At 64.0% G+C, this 18,807-nt stretch carries 16 protein-coding genes and 1 tRNA gene; 10 read left to right on the forward strand and 7 right to left on the reverse strand.

Annotation, left to right across the window (positions count from 1 at the left end):
- Nucleotides 1-125 precede the first annotated feature (125 nt).
- From ybgC to LDZ23_RS11475, 8 genes are all read left to right on the forward strand, one after another.
- Nucleotides 126-587, forward strand: a complete 462-nt coding sequence (ybgC, locus tag LDZ23_RS11440; protein ID WP_175980474.1) for a tol-pal system-associated acyl-CoA thioesterase — start codon at nt 126-128, stop codon at nt 585-587.
- Between the two features lie 159 nt (nt 588-746).
- Nucleotides 747-1,424, forward strand: coding sequence for a protein TolQ (tolQ, locus tag LDZ23_RS11445; RefSeq protein WP_008342801.1), 678 nt, complete (start codon nt 747-749; stop codon nt 1,422-1,424).
- Between the two features lie 15 nt (nt 1,425-1,439).
- Entirely contained in the window at nt 1,440-1,883 is a 444-nt protein-coding gene (tolR, locus tag LDZ23_RS11450; RefSeq protein ID WP_008342802.1) for a protein TolR, read from the forward strand.
- Nucleotides 1,880-2,989 (forward strand): cell envelope integrity protein TolA, encoded by a 1,110-nt coding sequence (gene tolA, locus LDZ23_RS11455; RefSeq protein ID WP_244807609.1) that lies wholly within the window; start codon nt 1,880-1,882, stop codon nt 2,987-2,989. The genes tolR and tolA overlap by 4 nt, the downstream gene beginning before the upstream one ends.
- Before the next feature lie 126 nt (nt 2,990-3,115).
- Nucleotides 3,116-4,408 carry a Tol-Pal system beta propeller repeat protein TolB gene (tolB, locus tag LDZ23_RS11460; RefSeq protein WP_008342805.1) on the forward strand — a complete coding sequence of 431 codons (1,293 nt, stop codon included), beginning with the start codon at nt 3,116-3,118 and terminating at the stop codon, nt 4,406-4,408.
- 55 nt (nt 4,409-4,463) lie between these two features.
- On the forward strand, nt 4,464-4,970 hold the full coding sequence (gene pal, locus LDZ23_RS11465; protein ID WP_008342807.1) for a peptidoglycan-associated lipoprotein Pal: 507 nt from the start codon (nt 4,464-4,466) through the stop codon (nt 4,968-4,970).
- A gap of 36 nt (nt 4,971-5,006) precedes the next feature.
- The gene (gene ybgF / locus LDZ23_RS11470; RefSeq protein ID WP_008342809.1) at nt 5,007-5,756 is read left to right on the forward strand and encodes a tol-pal system protein YbgF; all 750 of its coding nucleotides are present in this window, start codon (nt 5,007-5,009) and stop codon (nt 5,754-5,756) included.
- Between the two features lie 145 nt (nt 5,757-5,901).
- Nucleotides 5,902-5,977 (forward strand) — tRNA-Lys (locus tag LDZ23_RS11475).
- 65 nt (nt 5,978-6,042) lie between these two features.
- Here the strand turns inward: LDZ23_RS11475 and LDZ23_RS11480 are convergent.
- On the reverse strand, nt 6,043-6,636 hold the full coding sequence (locus LDZ23_RS11480) for a hypothetical protein (RefSeq protein WP_244807610.1): 594 nt from the start codon (nt 6,634-6,636) through the stop codon (nt 6,043-6,045).
- A 176-nt stretch (nt 6,637-6,812) separates the two neighbouring features.
- Between LDZ23_RS11480 and LDZ23_RS11485 the strand changes: the two genes are divergently transcribed.
- Complete coding sequence (locus tag LDZ23_RS11485) at nt 6,813-7,877, forward strand: helix-turn-helix transcriptional regulator (RefSeq protein ID WP_008342813.1); 1,065 nt, start codon at nt 6,813-6,815, stop codon at nt 7,875-7,877.
- A 4-nt stretch (nt 7,878-7,881) separates the two neighbouring features.
- Here the strand turns inward: LDZ23_RS11485 and LDZ23_RS11490 are convergent, their stop codons facing one another.
- Nucleotides 7,882-11,331, reverse strand: coding sequence for an ATP-binding protein (locus LDZ23_RS11490; RefSeq protein WP_244807611.1), 3,450 nt, complete (start codon nt 11,329-11,331; stop codon nt 7,882-7,884).
- A 3-nt stretch (nt 11,332-11,334) separates the two neighbouring features.
- Nucleotides 11,335-12,591 carry a metallophosphoesterase family protein gene (locus LDZ23_RS11495; RefSeq protein WP_244807612.1) on the reverse strand — a complete coding sequence of 419 codons (1,257 nt, stop codon included), beginning with the start codon at nt 12,589-12,591 and terminating at the stop codon, nt 11,335-11,337.
- 150 nt (nt 12,592-12,741) lie between these two features.
- On the opposite strand from LDZ23_RS11495, the gene LDZ23_RS11500 reads away from it, so the two are divergent.
- Nucleotides 12,742-12,996 (forward strand): hypothetical protein, encoded by a 255-nt coding sequence (locus LDZ23_RS11500; RefSeq protein ID WP_175980481.1) that lies wholly within the window; start codon nt 12,742-12,744, stop codon nt 12,994-12,996.
- On the opposite strand, the gene rsmA is transcribed toward LDZ23_RS11500, so the two are convergent.
- From rsmA to LDZ23_RS11520, 4 genes are all read right to left on the reverse strand, one after another.
- Nucleotides 12,978-13,793 carry a 16S rRNA (adenine(1518)-N(6)/adenine(1519)-N(6))-dimethyltransferase RsmA gene (gene rsmA / locus LDZ23_RS11505; protein WP_008342822.1) on the reverse strand — a complete coding sequence of 272 codons (816 nt, stop codon included), beginning with the start codon at nt 13,791-13,793 and terminating at the stop codon, nt 12,978-12,980. The genes LDZ23_RS11500 and rsmA overlap by 19 nt on opposite strands.
- A 27-nt stretch (nt 13,794-13,820) precedes the next feature.
- Nucleotides 13,821-14,792: a 4-hydroxythreonine-4-phosphate dehydrogenase PdxA gene (gene pdxA / locus LDZ23_RS11510; protein WP_244807613.1), complete on the reverse strand. Its 972-nt coding sequence runs from the start codon at nt 14,790-14,792 to the stop codon at nt 13,821-13,823.
- A 4-nt stretch (nt 14,793-14,796) separates the two neighbouring features.
- Nucleotides 14,797-16,140: a peptidylprolyl isomerase gene (locus LDZ23_RS11515; protein ID WP_008342825.1), complete on the reverse strand. Its 1,344-nt coding sequence runs from the start codon at nt 16,138-16,140 to the stop codon at nt 14,797-14,799.
- 132 nt (nt 16,141-16,272) lie between these two features.
- The gene (locus tag LDZ23_RS11520) at nt 16,273-18,663 is read right to left on the reverse strand and encodes an LPS-assembly protein LptD (RefSeq protein ID WP_244807614.1); all 2,391 of its coding nucleotides are present in this window, start codon (nt 18,661-18,663) and stop codon (nt 16,273-16,275) included.
- Between the last annotated feature and the right edge of the window lie 144 nt (nt 18,664-18,807).

Consider the following 18,807-nt stretch of genomic DNA (forward strand, 5'->3'; position numbering starts at 1 on the left):
CCGATATCTGCCTAAGGATTTGGCGGGGGTGCTTCCGGTTCCGGTAAAATGCCGCCGATGAATATTTGTCAAAATGCGAGCCAGATCGTGTTTATGAGCCTCTGCGCGAGCGGAGCGGCGCAAAGGTGAGTGATCCGTTGACTTTCGAGTGGCCGATTCGGGTGTATTACGAGGACACCGACGCCGGCGGCATCGTCTTCTACGCGAACTACCTGAAGTTCTTCGAACGGGCGCGCACCGAATGGCTGCGCGCGTGCGGAATCGATCAGCAGCGTCTCGCCGATTCGAACGACATCCTGTTCGTCGTGAGACGCACGGCCGTCGAATATTCGTCGCCGGCGCGCCTGGATGACGTCATTCGCGTTGTAAGTCGCATCGAGCGCCTCGGCCGTGCATCGGTGGATTTTCATCAGGAAGCGTGGCGCGACGGCGTGCTGCTCGCGAGCGGCGACATTCGCGTTGCCTCGGTGGATCGCGCGTCGATTCGTCCGGCCGCCATTCCGGATGCGGTGATCGAAGGATTGAAGCGCGGCCCGCACGCGACGCTCGCCGCGGCATCGCGCGGCGCAGATCAAGACCGAGCCTGAACGATGAACTCATCGCACACCGAAGCGAAACAGGGCATCGGAGGAAGCATTAACGAGCATGAGCCGGCCACGGCACGGCTTTCGTTTGATTCACATCCATTTCACGAAAGCATGACGCTTTGACCGGACGCCCCTTTCGGGACGTAACAGCAGACCTTTATGAACAATACACAAGACCTGTCGATCATTTCCCTCGTCGTTCACGCGAGCCTGCTCGCGCAGGCCGTGATGGCGCTGCTGTTGCTGCTGTCGCTCCTGTCGTGGACCTTCATTTTCCGCAAGTGGTTTGCCATTCGCCGCGCGCGCGCGCAGACCGAGCGCTTCGAGCGCGATTTCTGGTCGGGCGGCGACCTGCAGGCGCTGTATCAAAGCGCGGCGAACAACCGTCACACGATCGGCGCGCTCGAGCGTATCTTCGAATCCGGCATGCGTGAATTCCTGAAGGGCAAGGAGCGCCGGATCACCGATCCGGGCGCGATTCTCGACGGTTCCCGCCGCGCGATGCGCGCCGCCTTCCAGCGCGAAATGGACGTGCTCGAAGCGAACCTCGCGTTCCTCGCGTCGGTCGGTTCCGTGAGTCCTTATATCGGTCTCTTCGGCACGGTGTGGGGGATCATGAATTCGTTCCGCGGTCTCGCCAATGTGCAGCAGGCGACGCTCGCGAACGTGGCGCCCGGCATCGCCGAAGCGCTCGTCGCGACCGCGATCGGCCTCTTCGCCGCGATTCCCGCAGTGGTCGCGTACAACCGCTACGCGCACGACATCGACCGTCTGGCGATCCGCTTCGAGACCTTCATCGAAGAGTTCTCGAACATCCTGCAGCGTCAGGCGCACTAACAGAAGGAGTCCGCGATGGCAGGCCCCATTCGTTCCAGCATGCGCGGCGGCTCGCGCCGCGCGATGGCCGACATCAACGTCGTGCCATACATCGACGTGATGCTCGTGCTGCTCGTCATCTTCATGGTGACGGCGCCGCTCGTTTCGCCCTCGATCATCAATCTGCCGACCGTCGGCAATGCGCAGCCGCAGGAGCAGCAGCCGCCGCTCGTCATCAACATCAAGGCGGACGGCAGCATGAACGTGCGCTACAAGGAAGAAGGCGGCGCGACGCAAGAGCAGAAGATGACGATGAACGATCTCAACAGCTTCGTGCTCAACCGTCAGGAATCGCATCCGGATCAGCCCGTCGTGATCGCGGCGGACAAAACCGTGAAGTACGAAGTCGTGATGAACGTGATGTCCGATATGAAGGCGCGCGGCGTGAAGCGCGTCGGATTGCTCGTCAAATCGCAATGACCCTTTCGCACAGGCCGACACGCGCATCGTCCGCGCGACCGAATCGCCCGCCGCGTGAACGCGGCACGGGTAAGGCGTTCGCGCTCGCGGCGTTGATGCATCTGCTGCTCGGCTGGTTCCTGTATCACGGCATCAACTGGCAGAACAACACGCCGGCGGGCGCGGAAGCGGAAATCTGGACCGAGATTCCGGACACGCCCGCGCCGACGCCGCGCCCTGCCCCGCCGCCGCCCGCGCCGGTGAAGGTGCAGCCCGCGCCGCCGCCGGCGAAGGACGAAGACGCGGACATCGCGTTGCAGGAGAAGAAGCGCAAGCAGCAGGAAGCCGCCGCGCGCGAAGCGCAACTCGCCGAGCAGCGCCGTCAGCAGGAAGAGGCGAAGCAGGAAGCGGAAGCGAAGCGTCAGCAGCAGCTCGCCGCGCAAGCCGCCCAGCAGAAGGCGATGCAGGACAAGCAGAAGCAGATCGAGCAGCAGCGTCAGGCCGACCTGCAGAAGCAGCAACAGAAGGCGCAGCAGGACAAGCAGCGTCAGCAGCAGCAAGCCGAAGCGCAGAAGCAGGAACAGCTCAAGGAGCAGAAGGAGAAGGAGAAGGAGAAGGAACAGCAGGAAGCCAAGGCGAAGGCCGACGCGCAAGCCAAGGCCAAGGCTGAGTCCGACGCGAAAGCGAAGGCCGCGGCGCAAGCGAAAGCCAAGGCCGACGCGGAAGCGAAAGCCAAGCTCGATGCCGAGCGCAAGGCGCGTCTCTCGCAACTGCAAGGGCAGTTGGGCGGCGGCACGGCGGGCAGCGGCGAAGGCCTGGCCAAGAGCGGCACCGGCAAGGGCGCGGGCGGCAATGCGACCTCACCTGGCTACGCCGAGAAGGTGCAACGTCGCGTGCGGCCGAACATCGTGTGGGCCGGCGAAACGGCCGGGCTCGAGACGGTCGTGTCGGTGCGCTGCTCGCCGTCGGGCACGCTGCTGTCGGCGAATATCACGCGCTCGAGCGGCAACGAGCAGTGGGATCAGGCGGCACTGCGCGCGGTACAGCGCTCGGATCCGATGCCGGTGGATATCGACGGCAAGGCGCCTTCGAGCTTCACGATCACGCTGCGTCCGGCGGGCAGTTAACGCGCTAGTCAGCAGTGAAGCGCGCTTGAAAGCTCGCATTAAGCAGCGGGAACGAAATGTGCGACCGCGGGTCTGTTCTGCAGTCCGCGGACACTTGAAAACGCTTTTATCTGGAACCTATACAGCATGAGTTTGATGACGAAGCTTGGCCTGAAAACGCTGGTCGCGTCCTGCCTGATCGCAGCCGGCACCGCTGCGCACGCCCAGTTGAACGTACTCGTGACCGGCGTCGGTTCGACCCAGTTTCCGATCGCGACGGCCAATTTCGCCAATGAAGCGAGTTCGCCGCAGCAAGTCAGCGCGATCATTCGCCAGGATCTGCAGCGCAGCGGCAAGTTCACGAATATCGACGCCGGCAGCGCGCCGGTCGCGGAATCCGATACGGTCGATCTCGGCGCGTGGAAGGCAAAAGGCGCGGACGCGTTCGTGTCGGGTAGCGTGAACAAGCTGCCGAACGGCCAGTACGAAGTGCGCTTCCGCCTCTATGACACCGTCAAGCAGCAGAACCTGGGCGGCCTGTCGCTCGTCAGCGCCGAGAGCGGCCTGCGCATGAGCGCGCACAAGATCGCCGACTACATCTACGCGAAGTTGCTCGGCGGCCGCGGCGTGTTCGCAACGCGTCTGTCCTACGTCATTCAGACGGGCGGCCGTTATCAATTGCAGATTTCGGATTCGGACGGTCAGGACGCGAAGATCGCCCTCTCCAGCCCGGAACCGATCATTTCGCCGGCGTGGTCGCCAGACGGCACGAAGGTCGCATACGTGTCGTTCGAGAAAAAGAAGCCGGTGGTGTACATCCACGACCTGCCGACGGGACGTCGCGTAGTCGTGTCGAATCAGAAGGGCAACAACAGTGCCCCGTCGTGGTCGCCTGATGGCCGCAAGCTCGCGGTCGCGCTCTCGCGCACGGGCAACACGCAGATTTTCGAAGTCAACGCAGACGGCTCCGGCCTGCGCCGTCTGACACAAGGCAGTTCCATCGACACCGAGCCGTTCTACTCTCCTGATGGCAACTGGATTTATTTCACGAGCGATCGCGGCGGCCAACCGCAGATCTACAAGATGCCGGCGGCGGGTGAAAGCGCCGGCGCGGCCCAGCGGGTCACGTTTGCGGGTGCGTACAACACCAGCCCGCGCGTGAGTCCGGACGGCAAGCAACTCGCGTACATTTCGCGCACTGGCGGCGGCTTCAAGCTGTATCTGCAGGACCTCGCGTCCGGCACGGCGACGGGGCTGACCGACACGACGCATGACGAATCGCCGAGCTTCGCGGCGAATGGTCAGTACATCCTCTACGCCACCCAAGTGAACGGACGTGGCGTGTTGGCAGCCGTTTCGACCGACGGTCGCACGCGGCAAGTCTTGTCAGTTCAGGGCGGTGTGGTGCGCGAGCCGTCCTGGGGTCCGTTCATGCAATAAGTCCAGCAATAACGTTTCACATACAACGTTCAGCTACAACACAAGGAGAGGTACCATGATGTCGAAACTTCGTATCGGCCTGGCAGTTGCGATGGTCGGCGCATTGGCGGCGTGTCACTCGGGCGTGAAGCTCGACGAAGGCCAGAACAAGGGGGCAGTCGGCACGCAGCCGAACCCGACGGACGTGAAGCAGGTCAACATCGACCCGCTGAACGATCCGAACAGCCCGCTCGCCAAGCGCAGCATCTATTTCGACTTCGACAGCTATGCCGTGAAGGACGACTATCAGCCGCTGCTGCAACAACACTCGTCGTACCTGAAGAGCCATCCGGAGCGTCACGTCCTGATTCAAGGCAACACCGACGAACGCGGCACGAGCGAGTACAACCTCGCGCTCGGCCAGAAGCGTGCGGAAGCCGTGCGTCGTGCAATGTCGCTGATGGGCGTCGCCGATTCGCAGATGGAAGCCGTGTCGCTCGGCAAGGAAAAGCCGACGGCAACGGGTCACGACGAATCGTCGTGGGCACAGAACCGCCGTGCGGACCTCGTGTACCAGCAGTAATTTACTTAACGTAACCAGTCACGGGTGAGTCGCCCTATGTTGTATCGCTTTCCCTTGCTGCGCGCGGCCGCAGCCGCGTGTGTAGTCGGTTCGACGATGCTGAGTGCGCCCGCGCACGCCGGCGTCTTCGACGACAACGAAGCGCGTAAAGCCGTGCTCGATCTGCGCACGAAGACTGACAGCCTGTCCAGTCAGTTGCAGGCCGCGCAGCGCACGATCCTCGATCAGCAGAATCGTATCGACCAGCTCAATCAGCAGGTCGCGACGGTTCGTGGCCAGAACGAGGATCTGGCCAACCAGGTCGCCACGCTGCAGAAGCAGCAGAAGGACTATTACGCCGATCTCGATTCGCGCTTGAAGAAATTCGAGCCGCAGCAAGAGACGATCGATGGCGTGACGGGTTCGGTGCAGCCGGGCGAGACGGAAGCGTTCAACGCAGCGTCGACTCAGTTTCGTAACGGTGACTACAAGAACGCCGCGGCGTCGTTCAAGGCGTTCGTGGCGAAGTATCCGCAGAGCCCGTATCAGCCGACGGCGCGGTATTGGCTCGGCAATGCGCTCTATGCGCAGCGCGACTACAAGGGATCGACTGCGATCTGGCAGGACCTGGTGAAGAGTTATCCGACGCATCCGCGAGCGCCCGAGGCGTTGCTCGCAATCGCGAACAACCAGATCGAGCAAGGTCAGAAAGCGGCTGCCAAGCAGACGCTTCAGCAGATCATCTCGCAGTACGCCGGCACGGAAGTCGCGCAGACCGCACAGAGCAAGATGTCGCAAGTGAAGTGAAGCCGGAGTTTGGCGTTTCGCGCCTCTCGAGGAGAATGCCCGCGGGCAATGGAGCCGCGGGCGTTTTTCTTTCGATGATTTGATGATTCTTCAACCGAACGGGTTGACAGATTCGCGAATCGAAGTTTATAATTTTGCCTCTTTCGGGTCGTTAGCTCAGCTGGTAGAGCAGCGGACTTTTAATCCGTTGGTCACAGGTTCGAATCCCGTACGGCCTACCAAGTATCAGGTAAGAAGCCCAGTCATTGCGACTGGGCTTTTTGCTTTGGGCGTTCGGTCCTTCGCATCACTGTTCCAGCAGCCTTAGCCGCGGCGTGAGCTCGAGCGTGGCGACGGCCTCGAACATATCGTTCGCTTCGCTCAACGCACGTTCCGCTTCGGCCTTGCGCTTCTTGTAGCTCGAATGTCTGTTGAACCCGGCGCCCAGCAGCATCACGCCGACCAACGCGCTCGGCCAGACGAAGTACGCCGCGAGCAGGCACAACACGCCCCAGAACGTGTAGGGCCAGAGCTTCGGCTCGGCGGGTATCGAATTGCGCGCCATCTCGATTCTGGCGAGCGCCCGTTCCAGTCCTTGGACGCAACCGCCGCGCTCCCGCAACCGCCCTTCTATTTCATAGACCGCGCGCATCGTCTTCTCCTTCGACGGAAGCGACAAGGAACCGATGTCCGTCAGCAAGCTGATCGATTCGTTGACTTGCGCGAAGGATGGCGCCAACGACGCGACGGTCTGTTCATGCTCGGGAAGCGCCATCGCTTTGCGGACGTCCGAACGCCCCACGCAGACCCCGTGCGAAAAGAAATATTGCTGGATCGCGCGCGATGTCCGGCTCTTGAGTCCCGCGAGAAATTCCTCGTTGGCCTGTTCCCTTCTACTCATTGTTTTCGCTCCTCGACATGCTGGGGCCTCATCCCCCGGCGCCGCTATTCTTTCCGCTTATGTCGAAGACCGTCACCCGAAAAATCCGAAAGCCTGATGGCCGCCCCGTCCGATCAAGACACGATTTGTCTCGATAGTTTCTATAATCAGGAGCAACCTTTCCTCGCCTGCGCATCATGACCTCCAGCCTCGACGAAGCCATCCTCCGCGTGCTCCCTACCGAGCGCGACGCGACCGCGTGGCTATCGACGCCCGAAGTCCGCAGACGTCTCGAAGAGCGCGGTCATCGCGTCGGCTATACGAAGAAGGTGCAGCGTCATCTGACGGCGCTCGAAGCCGATGCGCGCGTCGTATCCATGCTCAACGGCCGCGAGCTGCTCTGGCAGCGCAAGCCGTGGCTGCACGGCCTGCAGGAAGGCATGAGCGGTTTGATGAGCGCATCGGAGGCGGTGGCGTTTCACATCCTCCAGCGCTTTGCGGGCAACAAGCTGCCGAATGCCGTCACGCGCGACATCGATCCGCTGTTCAAGGCCGCCGAATCGCGGCTGTCGCAGGAAACGGCGGACAGCCGCATCTATCGCGCGTGGGCCGACAAGATCGATTCCGTCGATGGCGCTTTTACGCTGATTCGGCCGAAGCTGCGTCCGGAAATCTTTCAGACGGTCGCGACCGCTACGTTCTTCGAGCGCGAACTGCTCGTGCAGTATCGCGCGGCATATAGGGGCGAACGCAGCGACGAACCGCGCACGAAAAAGCTGTGGCCGCTCGCGCTGGTCGAATCCGCGGGCGTGATGTATATGGTCGCGCAAGATCCGAGTCGCGCGCCGCGTCCGGAGAAAGGCGAAACGGAATGGACGCGCGCGCTGTATCGGCTGGACCGGATTCGCTCGGTTTCCGAGTCGGGCGAATCTTTCACGTATCCGGACGATTTCAAGCTGCGCAAATACATCGAAACGCAGCAGGTCTTCGACTTTCTGCCCGAGCCGCCGGTGCTGCTCGAACTTGCGTTCGAAGGCAACGCGGGCAATCAGTTGCGCGAATCGCCGATGTCGAAGGATCAAAAAATCGACACGTTGCCCGACGGCCGCATGAAAGTCACCGGCACCGTCACGCCAAGTCTCAAGCTGCGCTGGTGGCTGCGCGCGCTCGGCGCGGGGGTCGAGATTCTCGCGCCGCAAGCGTTGCGTGACGAGTTCGCCGAGGATTTCGCCAAGCTGGCGAAGCGCTATCGGACGAGCTGACGCATCAGCCCATATAACGCACGTTCACCTGCGGCCCGAACACCTCGCGCACGATATCGACGAGATGATCGTGGTGGCTCAGAAAGATCACCTGCGTGCGTTTCGCGATCTGCGCGAGCACGCGCAAGCCGGCGCGCGCGCGGCCATCGTCGAAGTTGATGAAGAGATCGTCGGCGACGAACGGCAACGCCGACGCCTTCTCGCCATGCTCTTCCAGCGCCGCGAGCCGCAGCGCGAGATACAGCTGATCGCGCGTGCCCTCGCTCATGCCGGCGATATCCACATGCTCGCCGCTCGCGCGAATCGCGGACAGCGCCATAGGCTGACGATCGTAATCGACGACGAGCCGCGAGAACGTGTCGAGCGTGAGCGCCGAAAAAATCGTGCTTGCGCGCGACAGCATCGGTCCCTGACGGCGCTCGCGATAACGGTCGATCGCCCACTTGAGCAGCGTCGACGCCGTTTCGACCTTGACGAAGCGCTCGGCGGCATCGGACATTGTGGCGAGCGCTTCCTGGCGCTTCGCTTCGGCGCGCGCGGCGTTCGCTTCGCCTGAAATGGCATTGAGTTCGCGGCGCGCGGCGTCGAGCGCCGTCGCCGTTTCGCTCGCGATTCTCACCGATTCCGACAGCGCCGCGCCGATGCGCGACAACTCCGCCTGCACGTTCGACATGTCCGCGCCCTCCACTTCCGCGATGAGTTCGTCGAGCGTCAGGCCATCGCCGCCCTTGATGAGCGCGGCGCGCGCGTCGTCGACGGCGGCGGCCAGTTCGCGCTTCTTCTGCGATTGCGCGATGCGTGCCTGAAGCACGTCCGGCGTATCGACACCCGCCAGATCGTAGAGCGGACGCAGCGTCGCCTTCGCTTCCTCGACATCGGCGTGAGCGTGACGCACGTGCTCGCTCGCCGACGCGTGCTCCTTCTTCAAACGCTCACGCTCGCCATGCGCGGCGCAAGCGAGATCGAGACGCGCCGACAACGCCGTCGCAGTCGCGTTCGCGCCGAGCGCCGCGAGCGATTCGTCGAGTTCGCGCGCAAGGTGCGATGCCTCGGCGTCGAGCGCTGTTAGCGCCGCGCGCATCGCGTCGATCTGGCCGTTGCGTACGGTTTCGATGTGCGTCAGTTGCGCGCCGATCTTCTTCACCATGTCGATGGCCGCTTCCGCCGCCGCCTGCGAATCCGCTGCGTTCGCGAGTCCCGCTTTCGCGATCGCCGCCGACCACTCGCATTGCCAGCGTTCGAACGCTTCGCGCGCCGCTTTCGCCGCGCCTTGCCGCGCGATGCGCTCGGCTTGCGCTTCGTCGAGTTGCGCGGATACGTTGCGGCGCGTGACCGCGGCTTCGTCGACGGCCGCGATCTTCGCCTCGGCCAGATCGCAGAGCGCGTCGAGATCGGCGCGTGCGTCCGCGTCGTCCAGATGCCGCGCGAGTTCGTCGCGGCGCGCGCGGGAATCGGCGGCTTCGCGCGCGAGTTCTTCGGCGCGCGCATCGAGCGTCTGCGACGCGGCCAGCGCCTTGTCACGCGATGCGATCCACGACGGCGCATCGTCGAGCGACATGTCCGCGATCTGCGACTGCGCGGCGAGCGCGCGCCACGATTCGTCGAACGATGTCAGCGCCGATTCTGCTTCGCGCACGCTTTGCTCGCGTCGCGCGAGCGTCGATTCTTCGTTCGCGACGCGCCGCTTCAAGGCCGCGAGTTGCGTCGCGTGATTCACGGAACCCAACTGACGATCGGCGAGACCATCCGCCGCGTGCATCGCCGTTTCGAAACCGGAAGCGCCTCGATCGAGCGCGACGTCGCCGGACCGGATCGCGCGCCACGCTGCATCGCGCGACGTACGCGCGTCCCGAACCTGATCGCCCGTCACGACATCGTGCGTCTCGACCAGACTGTCGAGTTCCGATCGCACGGCGTGCAGCGCGTCCTGCGCTTCCTTCGCACGATCGGCCGCGAGCGTCAGCCGCGACGACAGATCCTGCCGCTGCGCGCGCAATGCGGCGATGCGCTCCGCCGCCGGCAGCGTCATCGACTTGAGTTCGCCGATCGGACGCGACCATCGCCCGAGCGACGCCATGCCCGCTTCGAGCAACTGCTGCGCGTCGCGCTTCGCATCTTCGAGGCGCTGCTGCGTCGCGCTCGCATCGCGATACTTCTGCGCGGCACGCAATGCAGCGCGCAGACCCGGCGACACATCGCCGTTCGCGATCGCCGCGAGCTTCGTTTGCAGCGTGACGATCTGCGCGGCGCATGCGTCGGCGGCTTGCTCCGCATTGCGCGCGGCGAGTTCGAGTTCGCCGCGTTCGAGCATCAGGCTCGTGACGGTCTGAAGCGCGAGCGCGCCGGGCATCGCGCCGCGCACGCCCGCTTCGTCGAGCGGCCAGCCGAGCTGCGCGCCGTCCTGCGCAATCTGGCGCAGCCGCAGCGCGACTTCCTGTTCGAGCCGCGCGATTTCGTTCGCGTGATCGGCACAGCGCTGTCGCGTGGCGTCGAGCGCACGAATGCGCGCTTGCGCGGCGAGGACCGCGTCGTCGATCACGATCGCGTCGAGATCGGCTTGCAACTGCGCGGCGGCTCTTGTGTGGACGTCGAGCGCGCTTTGCGCCGCCGCGAGCCGCTTCAGCGCGTTTTGCAGCGTCGCCTCGGCGTTCGCGGGCAGATCGACGGCATCGCCCAGTTCGCGCAATTCCGCGGCCTTCTCACGCCACACGTTCAAGTACGGCGCCACGCGCCTCACGCGCTCCAGCTTGGCGCGCTGCGTTTCGAGCTCCGTGCGGCGCGCGTCTTCATCGCGACGCTTCTCCTCCGCCTCTTCCACGGCGCCGTGCGCGCGACGCCACTGCGCCGTTCTCACGCTCGCCGTCTTCAGCTCGGCGGTGGCTTCGTCGTATTGCTTCAGGCCGATGTAATACGCGCGATCGCCCGACTTGCGCTTCGCCCACAGTCGATCGGCCTCGTCAGCGAGACGTTGGCGCACGTCGCCGAGACTCGCGATGCCCGCCGCCGATTGAAACAGCACCTGCCCGACATCGCTCGATGCATCGAGAATGGCTTCGCCGCCGCGCCGCAGCGCCTCGTGATTCAGGCAGTACATCTGCTCGAAGAAGCCTTTATCGGATGCGCCCAGAAACGTCGCCAGCGCGTCGGCGGGCAGCGCATCGCCGTTCGGCGTGCAGAGCGACGACTTGCGGCTCTTCGTACGATGGAACGCGAACGCGTCGCCGCCCGTTTCGATCGACGCCCCGAGCCGCAGATCGCTTTGCGGATGCACGAACGCAAGCGGCGAGCTATGCGGCATGCCGAAGAGCAACTCGGAAATCGCGTTCTTGATGGTGGATTTGCCCGCCTCGTTCGGACCGACGACAAAGTGAAAATCGTGTTCCGCCGCCGGAAACTCCACCGCGTGATCGGTGAATTTGCCGTAGCGGATGAGTTCGAGCTTGCCGATACGCATGCCTTACTCCGCGTCCGATAACTGCGCGATCAGCCCCGAGCGCACTTCGGCGACGAGCTTAGCGAGTTCGCCATTGCGCACGTGCTCGAGCTCCGGCACGGACTTCTGCAACTCGCTCGGCGCCTGCGACGCCAGTGCGATCAGCCTTTCCTTCAACATGCTCAGAAACTCCGGGTCGGATTCCGCTTCGATGAGAAGACCGTGAAGATCGGCGAGCGCATCGGTGCGGCCGGTGGCCGGCTCGCTGTGCGCGAGCGGCTCGGTCGCGATCCTCACTTTTTCGAGCCAGAGCCGGTCGTGGCTGATCGCGGCGATCTGCGCGAGGACTTCCGCGCGCAGTTGCGCTTCCAGCCCGAAGAGTTCGCCGTGCGCCGCGGTCGCGCCGGCGATCGTCACGCGCACGGCGTGCGGCACGGGCGCCGCGGACGATTCGACGAGCGCTTCGAGCGCACGTCCGACCGCGAGCGCGACTTCATCGAGCGTACCCGCCTGCGATGCGTCGACCGTCACGGCTTCCCAACGCAGCACGTCGATGAAAAGCCGCTCGACGCTCACCTCTTCCGCGTCCGAAACATTGACGATGACCGCGCCGCGCCGTCCCGTCTCGCGGATATTGCGTCCTTGCAGATTGCCCGGAAACACGATGGTCGACGCGTCCTGCCAGATCGCGTAATCGTGCACATGGCCGAGCGCCCAGTAGTGATATTCCTTCGCGTGCAGTTCGGCGACGGAGCACGGCGCGTAGCTCGCGTGCATCGATCCGCCTTCGAGCGCGGTATGCAGCACGCCGATATTGAAATATCCCGCGACCGGCGCCGGATACGCGGTGACGAGATTCGTCGTGACCGCTTTTTCCTTGAAGCTGTGGCCGTGAAGCGCGACCTTTAGATCCTCGATGAGAAAGGTCTGCGGCTTTCGCGTCGAGAAGATGTGGACGTTGTCGGGCAACTGAAGCTGGCTCGTCATTTCGCTTTCGGCGTCGTGATTGCCGAAGAGCACGTACACCGGAATGCCCGCGCGACGCAGCCGCCCCATTTCACGGCAAAAGAAGATGCCCGTGTTGTGATCGCGCCAAGTGCCGTCGTATAGATCGCCGGCGATCACCATGAAGTCGACTTGCTCGTCGACCGCCACCGACACGAGCTTCGAGAAGGCCTCGCGCGTGGCGTTGCGCAGCATGTCCGCGGGCGCGTCCGCGTAGGCGGAGAGGCCGTGCAACGGGCTGTCGAGATGGATGTCCGCCGCGTGTATGAAGCGCATGGCGCTCGCTCCTTTCAATGGGACCGACGATCATAGCAGCCGGTCAAGACACATCGTGTCCCGATCGACGATGCGTCTTCGGGACGCGATATGTCCCGCCCCGCTCGCAGAATCACTCGTCCGGATTCAACGCGAAACAAGGACCAGACGATGAACGCAACACTCGAACGAGACGCCACGATCACGAGCCCTTACACGCCGGGAAACGTCGATGCCGCAATCGGGCATCTGGAACGCGTGCTGTCGGCGGAAGGCGCGAATTCGCTGTTCGGCCAGACTTATTGGCGCACTCGCGTGCAGCAGGTGAGCGCGACGCGTGGCCTGCTTCACGAGCAGCGCGTGCGGCTGGAACGGCTGATGAAACTGCTGTCGGATGCGGGCCGCGTTCAGCCCTTCGAGCGCTGAACGGCTTGTGCCAGCGCGACGAATTCCGCGACCGGCACTTCCTCGGCGCGGCGCGTGAGATCGAAGCCGAGCGCGTCGAAATCGATCGCGTCGCGGTACGCGCTCAGGTTGTTGCGCAATACCTTGCGGCGCTGCGCGAACGCGGCTTTGACGACGTCGCTCAGCACGGTTTCGTCGACTTCGGGCAACTCGTGCGGCGCGAGCGGAATCATCCGCACGATCGCGGAATTCACCTTCGGCGGCGGATTGAACGATTCGGGCGGCACGTCGATCAGCTTGTCCATCACGTAGCGGTATTGCAGCATCACCGAAAGACGCCCGTAGTCCTTGCTCGCGGGTTCGGCGATCATGCGCTCGACCACCTCGTCCTGCAGCATGAAATGCTGGTCGATGACCTTGTGCGCGAACGTCGTCAAATGGAACAGCAGCGGACTCGAAATGTTGTACGGCAGATTGCCGACGATGCGCAGCGTCGGCTTCTCACTTTCGAGCGCGAGCGAAGCGAAATCGAAGTCGAGCGCATCGGCGGAATGCACGACGAGCCTGTCGCCGAAACGCTTTTCCAGACGGCCGATCAGATCGCGATCCAGTTCGACGGCGTGTAGCGGCGACTCGGGCGTGGCAAGACGCTCGATCAGAGGCTCGGTGAGCGCCGCGAGGCCCGGCCCGATTTCGACCATGCGCTCGCCGCGCTTCGGCGCGATCACATCGACGATGGAATCGATCACGCCCTGATCGACGAGAAAGTTTTGCCCGAAGCGCTTGCGCGCGAAATGGCCTTGGTGTTTGGTCGACATACTGATTCGAATTGAATGCGCGCGAGTTCAGGCGCTGCGCTTGTGGCGCGCCATCGTAACGGCGGCATCGATGGCGGCGATCATGCTGCCCGGATCGGCGCGGCCCGTGCCGGCGAGATCGAGCGCGGTGCCGTGATCCACCGACGTGCGGATGATCGGCAAGCCGAGCGTCACGTTGATGCCTTCGCCGAAGGTCGCGTACTTCAGCACCGGCAAGCCCTGGTCGTGGAACATCGCGAGCACGCAATCGGCGTCTTTCAGATAGCGCGGCTGGAACAGCGTATCGGCGGGATACGGACCGGGCGCATCGATGCCGAGTGCACGGGCGCGTTCGAGCGCAGGCGTGATGACGTCGATTTCCTCGCGGCCCAGATAGCCGTTTTCGCCCGCGTGCGGATTGAGCCCGGTGACGAGAATGCGCGGCGCGGGCAAGCCGAAATGCGCGCGCAGATCGTGATCGATGATGGTGAGCGTTTCGACGAGACCGTCGATGCTGAGCGCCGCCGACACGTCCTTCAGCGGCAGATGCGTGGTCGCGAGCGCGACGCGCAACGGACGTTCGCTGGAACCCGCGAGCATCATCACGACGCGCGGCGTATGCGTGCGCTCGGCGAGGTATTCGGTGTGGCCGGTGAAAGGCACGCCGGCATCGTTGATGGTGCTCTTTTGCAGCGGCGCGGTGACGATGCCGTCGAACCGGCCGGAGACCGCGCTGTCGATGGCGGCATCGAGCAGAGCGAGCACGTAGCGCCCGTTCGCCGCATTCAGTTTGCCCGCTTCGGCGGGAACGGCGAGCGCGTGATGTTCGATGTCGGCCGAGTCGGGCCATGCGCCGCCCGCGCGGGACGTGAGCAGATCGCGATCGCCGAGCACCGTGAAGCGCGCCGATGGCCAGCGCTCGCGCGCCTCGCGTAGCGCCGCCGCCGTCAGTTCCGGGCCGACGCCGGCCGGCTCGCCGGTCGTAATGGCGATGGCGAGCGGTCGGGCATCGGCATTCATGCTGTTACTGCGCTTGGGCAGCGACGCCCTTGTACTGCACGTACGCGGTGTCGCGCAGTTCGCGCAGCCAGTCGGAATACGCCTGCTCGGCCTTGCGCTGGCCGATCGCCTGACGCGCGATGTCGAGTTGCTGCGACGCCGATCCTTCCGCATCCCGGCGAGCGAGCACCTGAATCAGGTGATAGCCGTACTCGCTGCGCACCGGATCGCTGACCGCGCCGTCCTGCAGGTTGTTCATCGCGCGCTCGAATTCCGGCACGGTCTCGCCCGGGCTGATCCAGCCAAGATCGCCGCCTTGCGACGCCGAACCGTCCTGCGAATACGTACGCGCGAAGTTGGCGAAATCGCCGCCGTTCGCGACCTGCTGCTTGATGTCGAGCAGCCGCTGGCGCGCGGCCTGTTCCGACATGCCGTCCGACACGCGCAGCAGGATGTGGCGCACGTGCGTCTGCACGAGTTTCGGCGCATCGCCGGCGGTGCCCTGGCTCGCGCGGCGATCCACCAGCTTGATGATTTCGAAACCGCCGTCGGTGCGCAGCAGCGTCGGCACGACCTGGCCCGGACGCAGCGTCGACACTGCAGTCACGATGCCCGCCGGCAGCGAGCCGGGCGCGCGAAAACCGAGATCGCCGCCCTTGCCGGCGTCCGTGTCCTGCGAATTCTGCTTTGCGAGCTTGGCGAAATCGTCGCCGGCTTGCGCCTGCTTGAGCACGGCTTCGGCCTGCGCCTGAACCTTCGCGACTTCGCTTTCCGGCGCGTCCGACGGCAGCTTGAACATGATGTGCTGCAAACGCAGATCGCTCGCGTTGCGCGCGCCCGGACCGCGCTGGCTGGCGATGTAGTTCGCCACTTCGCCGTCGGACACGGTGATTTTGCTATCCACTTCCTTTTCGCGCAGCTTCGAGAGCGTGAGCTCCGTGCGCGCGTCGCGCATGAAGGTGGACCAGGGCACGCCCTGCGCCTCGATGCGCGAGCGGTAGACGTCGAGCGTCATCTGGTTTTGCTGCGCGAGACGCGCGAGCGTGCGGTTCACGGTGGCGTCGTCGATGACAATGCCGTCTTCCTTCGCCTTCTGGAGCTGAATGCGCTCGATCACCATCTGATCGAGCACTTGCCGCTGCATCTGATCCGCAGGCGGCACCGGCGCGTTTTGCTGCTGGAGACGCTTGACGATGAGGGCGGTGCGCTCTTCCAGCTCGCGCTGCGTAATGACGCCGTCGTTCACCACCGCGACGACGGAATCCGCGACCTGCACATTGCGATTCGACAACGCCTGCGCACCGGCCGGCGAACTCAGGATCAGCGCGCCGACCAGCACGCCCGCTGCGATTGCCGTCGATCGAAACATATTCACGTTTGCCACAGATACTCCATCAAATACGGACTTCACCGTTCGTGTCCTGCTTGTGTGTCCTGCCCTGCGCGGCCGCTGACGCGCTCTTCGCTGCACGTCCGTGGACGCCGCGAGCCCGATCCGGCCTCACTCGTAATCGCTGTACCGGGAGAGCGGCGGCGCCGCCGCCGGCGGAGGCTGATAACCCTGAACGCTCGCGCGGAACGCGCTGACGAGCCCGTTGTCGACGTTCGACAAGCCCTTGAACGTCAGCTGCGCGAGCACGCGCGTGCCCGAGGACGGCTGGCCCAGCGTGTTCACGCCGTTGGCGTAGCGCTGCATGCCGAAGCCGAACGCCCAGCAGTCGGCATCGTACTGGAAGCCCAGAAGCCCGTCGACGAGACGATGGCTCGCGAGATCATAGTTCACGCGGCCGACGGCATAGAGACGGTTCGTGAGCGGCCATTCCCCCGAGACCAGGATCTGGTTGATCGGCTCGTTCACCAGCGTTGTCTGGTTCGAACGCGTGTAGCGATAGCCGACGTTGATCACCTTGCGCGCGCCGGGACTGAACGCAAAACCAATGCTCGAGCGCACGAGCTGGTTGTTGTCCACATTATATTGGAACGCAGTTTCCGAAGCGAAACCTGCACCCAGCTTGATGGCCGCGCCGGCGATCAGGTCGGAGTGCTTTGCCTGCCCCGGCGGCTGATCCGGCGAGATCGTGACGCGCTGGCTCTGGAAATAATACTGCTGCGCGATGACGAAACGCGCACGCTCGTCGCCCGTCGCCGGGTTGATGAAGCGCGTGGTCAGGCCGGCCGTCAGGCGATTTGCGTCCGCGATCCGGTCGTTGCCGACAAACGTGTTCGGCGTGTAGATCTCAGCGAGACCGAAGTCGGCTTCGGCGGTATCGAAGATCGGCGCAAAGTCCTGATTGTGATACGGCGTGTAGACGTAGTAGAGCCGTGGCTCCAGTGTCTGGATGTAGTCCTGCCCGAAAAGCCGCACCGAGCGGTCGAACACGAGGCCCGTGTCGAAGCTGAGCGTCGGGATCGACTCGGTGAAATTCTTCGGCTGTCCCGCGACCGGCGGCGACGAACCCGCGACCTGCGTCGTCGCGATATGGCTCAGATCGTACGACGCGAAGTGCCATTGCACTTTCGGCGTGACGAAATAACCGGGCGCATTGACGCCGTAGCTCAGGTACGGATTGAAGTACAGTCGGTTGCCGTCGGTGGCGCCGTCGGTCGTGATCGTGAAGCGCGTGGCGTCCAGTTCCGCGCCGTAGTCGAAGCCGCCGACGTTGTACTTGTTGTACTGAACGTTGACCTGCGGCTCGCGGGCGTACGGCGGCGTCGAGGGTTGCAGCGTCTGCCAGCGCTGTTCGCGCGCGAGCACCGACCACGGGCCGTTGTTGTACGTGAGCCCCGCTTCCTGCTGATACAGCAGTTGCGTGCCGTTCAGGAACTGATTCGACGCGTTGCCCAGGTCTTCCGGATATTGGTCGTCCGAAACCTTGTTGTAATTGATATAACCGCCGAAGCCGCTACCGAAGTTCTGACGGTGCTGCCAGAAGATCGCATAGCGGTTCGAGTGCGTCACGCGATCGTCGGGCAGGTAGTTGACGTCGAGCGAGCCTGAGTACGTGGGCGACAGGTAGCGATACGTCGCCTCGCCCAACACGCCGCGCTTCGTCATGATGCGCGGCGTGACGGTCAGATCGCGATTGGGCGCGATATTGAAATAGTACGGGACCGTCAGTTCGAAGCCGGTCGTCGAACTGAGCGTGAAGGTCGGCGGCAGAAGGCCGCTGCGACGGTCGCCGGTCAGCGGAAACGACAGCCACGGGCTGCCGAAAACCGGCACGCCCTGGAAGAACAGCACGCCATTGTGCGCGATGCCCTCTTCAGCGCCGGTGTCGAAATCGAACGAAGTGCCCTTGATGTACCACGCCGGATCGGACTCGCACTGGCAGGCCGTATACGTGCCGTGGTCGATGCGCGCCCGCTCGTTGTCGATCATGTCGGCGCGGGCGGCGCTGCCGGATCCACCCGTGAGGTTGAAACGGTACTTCGGGTTCGTCATGAACCCTTCGTTCGCTTCTACCTTCAGATGCGCTTCGGGACCGACGAACGACACGCCGTTGTTGATCAGCCTGACATTGCCGAAAGCATCGGCCATGTCGGTGTCCTGGTCGTAGTGGAGCGCGTCGCCTTTGATGACCGTGACCGTGCGCCGGATCTCCGCCGAGCCCTTCGCCGCCATGTCTTCGTCGGTCGTGCCCGTCGCCTTGTCACTGAGGAGGAACGTCGAGGGCTGCTGGCCGTTTTGCAGCGGGCGTTCCTGGAGCTCCGGCGCGAGGCGCAGGCTGCCCGGGCCGTCGAGCGGCTGCGGATAGGCGGCGTCGCCCACGAGCTGCGCGTGGGCAAGAGCGGGCATCAAGCCTGGAACGGATAGAAGCGCAGCGACGAGCCGCCGCCTGCGTGGCTTGTCGTCGCCTTTGATTTTCGATACGGGAAACTGTCGTGGCGGCATGTATGGGTGGCGGTTCGATCCCGTTCGCGTCCCACGCGCCCGATGCCGCCGGGCAGGCGGCCGCGCCTTTCCGCAGTCACGAACTTGACGGTCCGTTGCTAAGCGGGGACGACACTCGATCGAACGGTGACGCTCACAGTCGTC

It is taken from the genome of Caballeronia zhejiangensis (assembly GCF_022879815.1).
GTDB lineage: Bacteria > Pseudomonadota > Gammaproteobacteria > Burkholderiales > Burkholderiaceae > Caballeronia > Caballeronia zhejiangensis.

Excerpts from the sequence above, each read along its gene's own strand:
- tolQ (WP_008342801.1), top strand. The coding sequence starts at position 747 with ATGAACAATACACAAGACCTGTCGATCATTTCCCTCGTCGTTCACGCG.
- tolR (WP_008342802.1), top strand. The coding sequence starts at position 1,440 with ATGGCAGGCCCCATTCGTTCCAGCATGCGCGGCGGCTCGCGCCGCGCG.
- tolA (WP_244807609.1), top strand. The coding sequence starts at position 1,880 with ATGACCCTTTCGCACAGGCCGACACGCGCATCGTCCGCGCGACCGAAT.
- tolB (WP_008342805.1), top strand. The coding sequence starts at position 3,116 with ATGAGTTTGATGACGAAGCTTGGCCTGAAAACGCTGGTCGCGTCCTGC.
- pal (WP_008342807.1), top strand. The coding sequence starts at position 4,464 with ATGATGTCGAAACTTCGTATCGGCCTGGCAGTTGCGATGGTCGGCGCA.
- ybgF (WP_008342809.1), top strand. The coding sequence starts at position 5,007 with ATGTTGTATCGCTTTCCCTTGCTGCGCGCGGCCGCAGCCGCGTGTGTA.
- LDZ23_RS11480 (WP_244807610.1), bottom strand. The coding sequence starts at position 6,636 with ATGAGTAGAAGGGAACAGGCCAACGAGGAATTTCTCGCGGGACTCAAG.
- LDZ23_RS11485 (WP_008342813.1), top strand. The coding sequence starts at position 6,813 with ATGACCTCCAGCCTCGACGAAGCCATCCTCCGCGTGCTCCCTACCGAG.
- LDZ23_RS11490 (WP_244807611.1), bottom strand. The coding sequence starts at position 11,331 with ATGCGTATCGGCAAGCTCGAACTCATCCGCTACGGCAAATTCACCGAT.
- LDZ23_RS11495 (WP_244807612.1), bottom strand. The coding sequence starts at position 12,591 with ATGCGCTTCATACACGCGGCGGACATCCATCTCGACAGCCCGTTGCAC.
- LDZ23_RS11500 (WP_175980481.1), top strand. The coding sequence starts at position 12,742 with ATGAACGCAACACTCGAACGAGACGCCACGATCACGAGCCCTTACACG.
- rsmA (WP_008342822.1), bottom strand. The coding sequence starts at position 13,793 with ATGTCGACCAAACACCAAGGCCATTTCGCGCGCAAGCGCTTCGGGCAA.
- pdxA (WP_244807613.1), bottom strand. The coding sequence starts at position 14,792 with ATGAATGCCGATGCCCGACCGCTCGCCATCGCCATTACGACCGGCGAG.
- LDZ23_RS11515 (WP_008342825.1), bottom strand. The coding sequence starts at position 16,140 with ATGTTTCGATCGACGGCAATCGCAGCGGGCGTGCTGGTCGGCGCGCTG.
- LDZ23_RS11520 (WP_244807614.1), bottom strand. The coding sequence starts at position 18,663 with ATGCCGCCACGACAGTTTCCCGTATCGAAAATCAAAGGCGACGACAAG.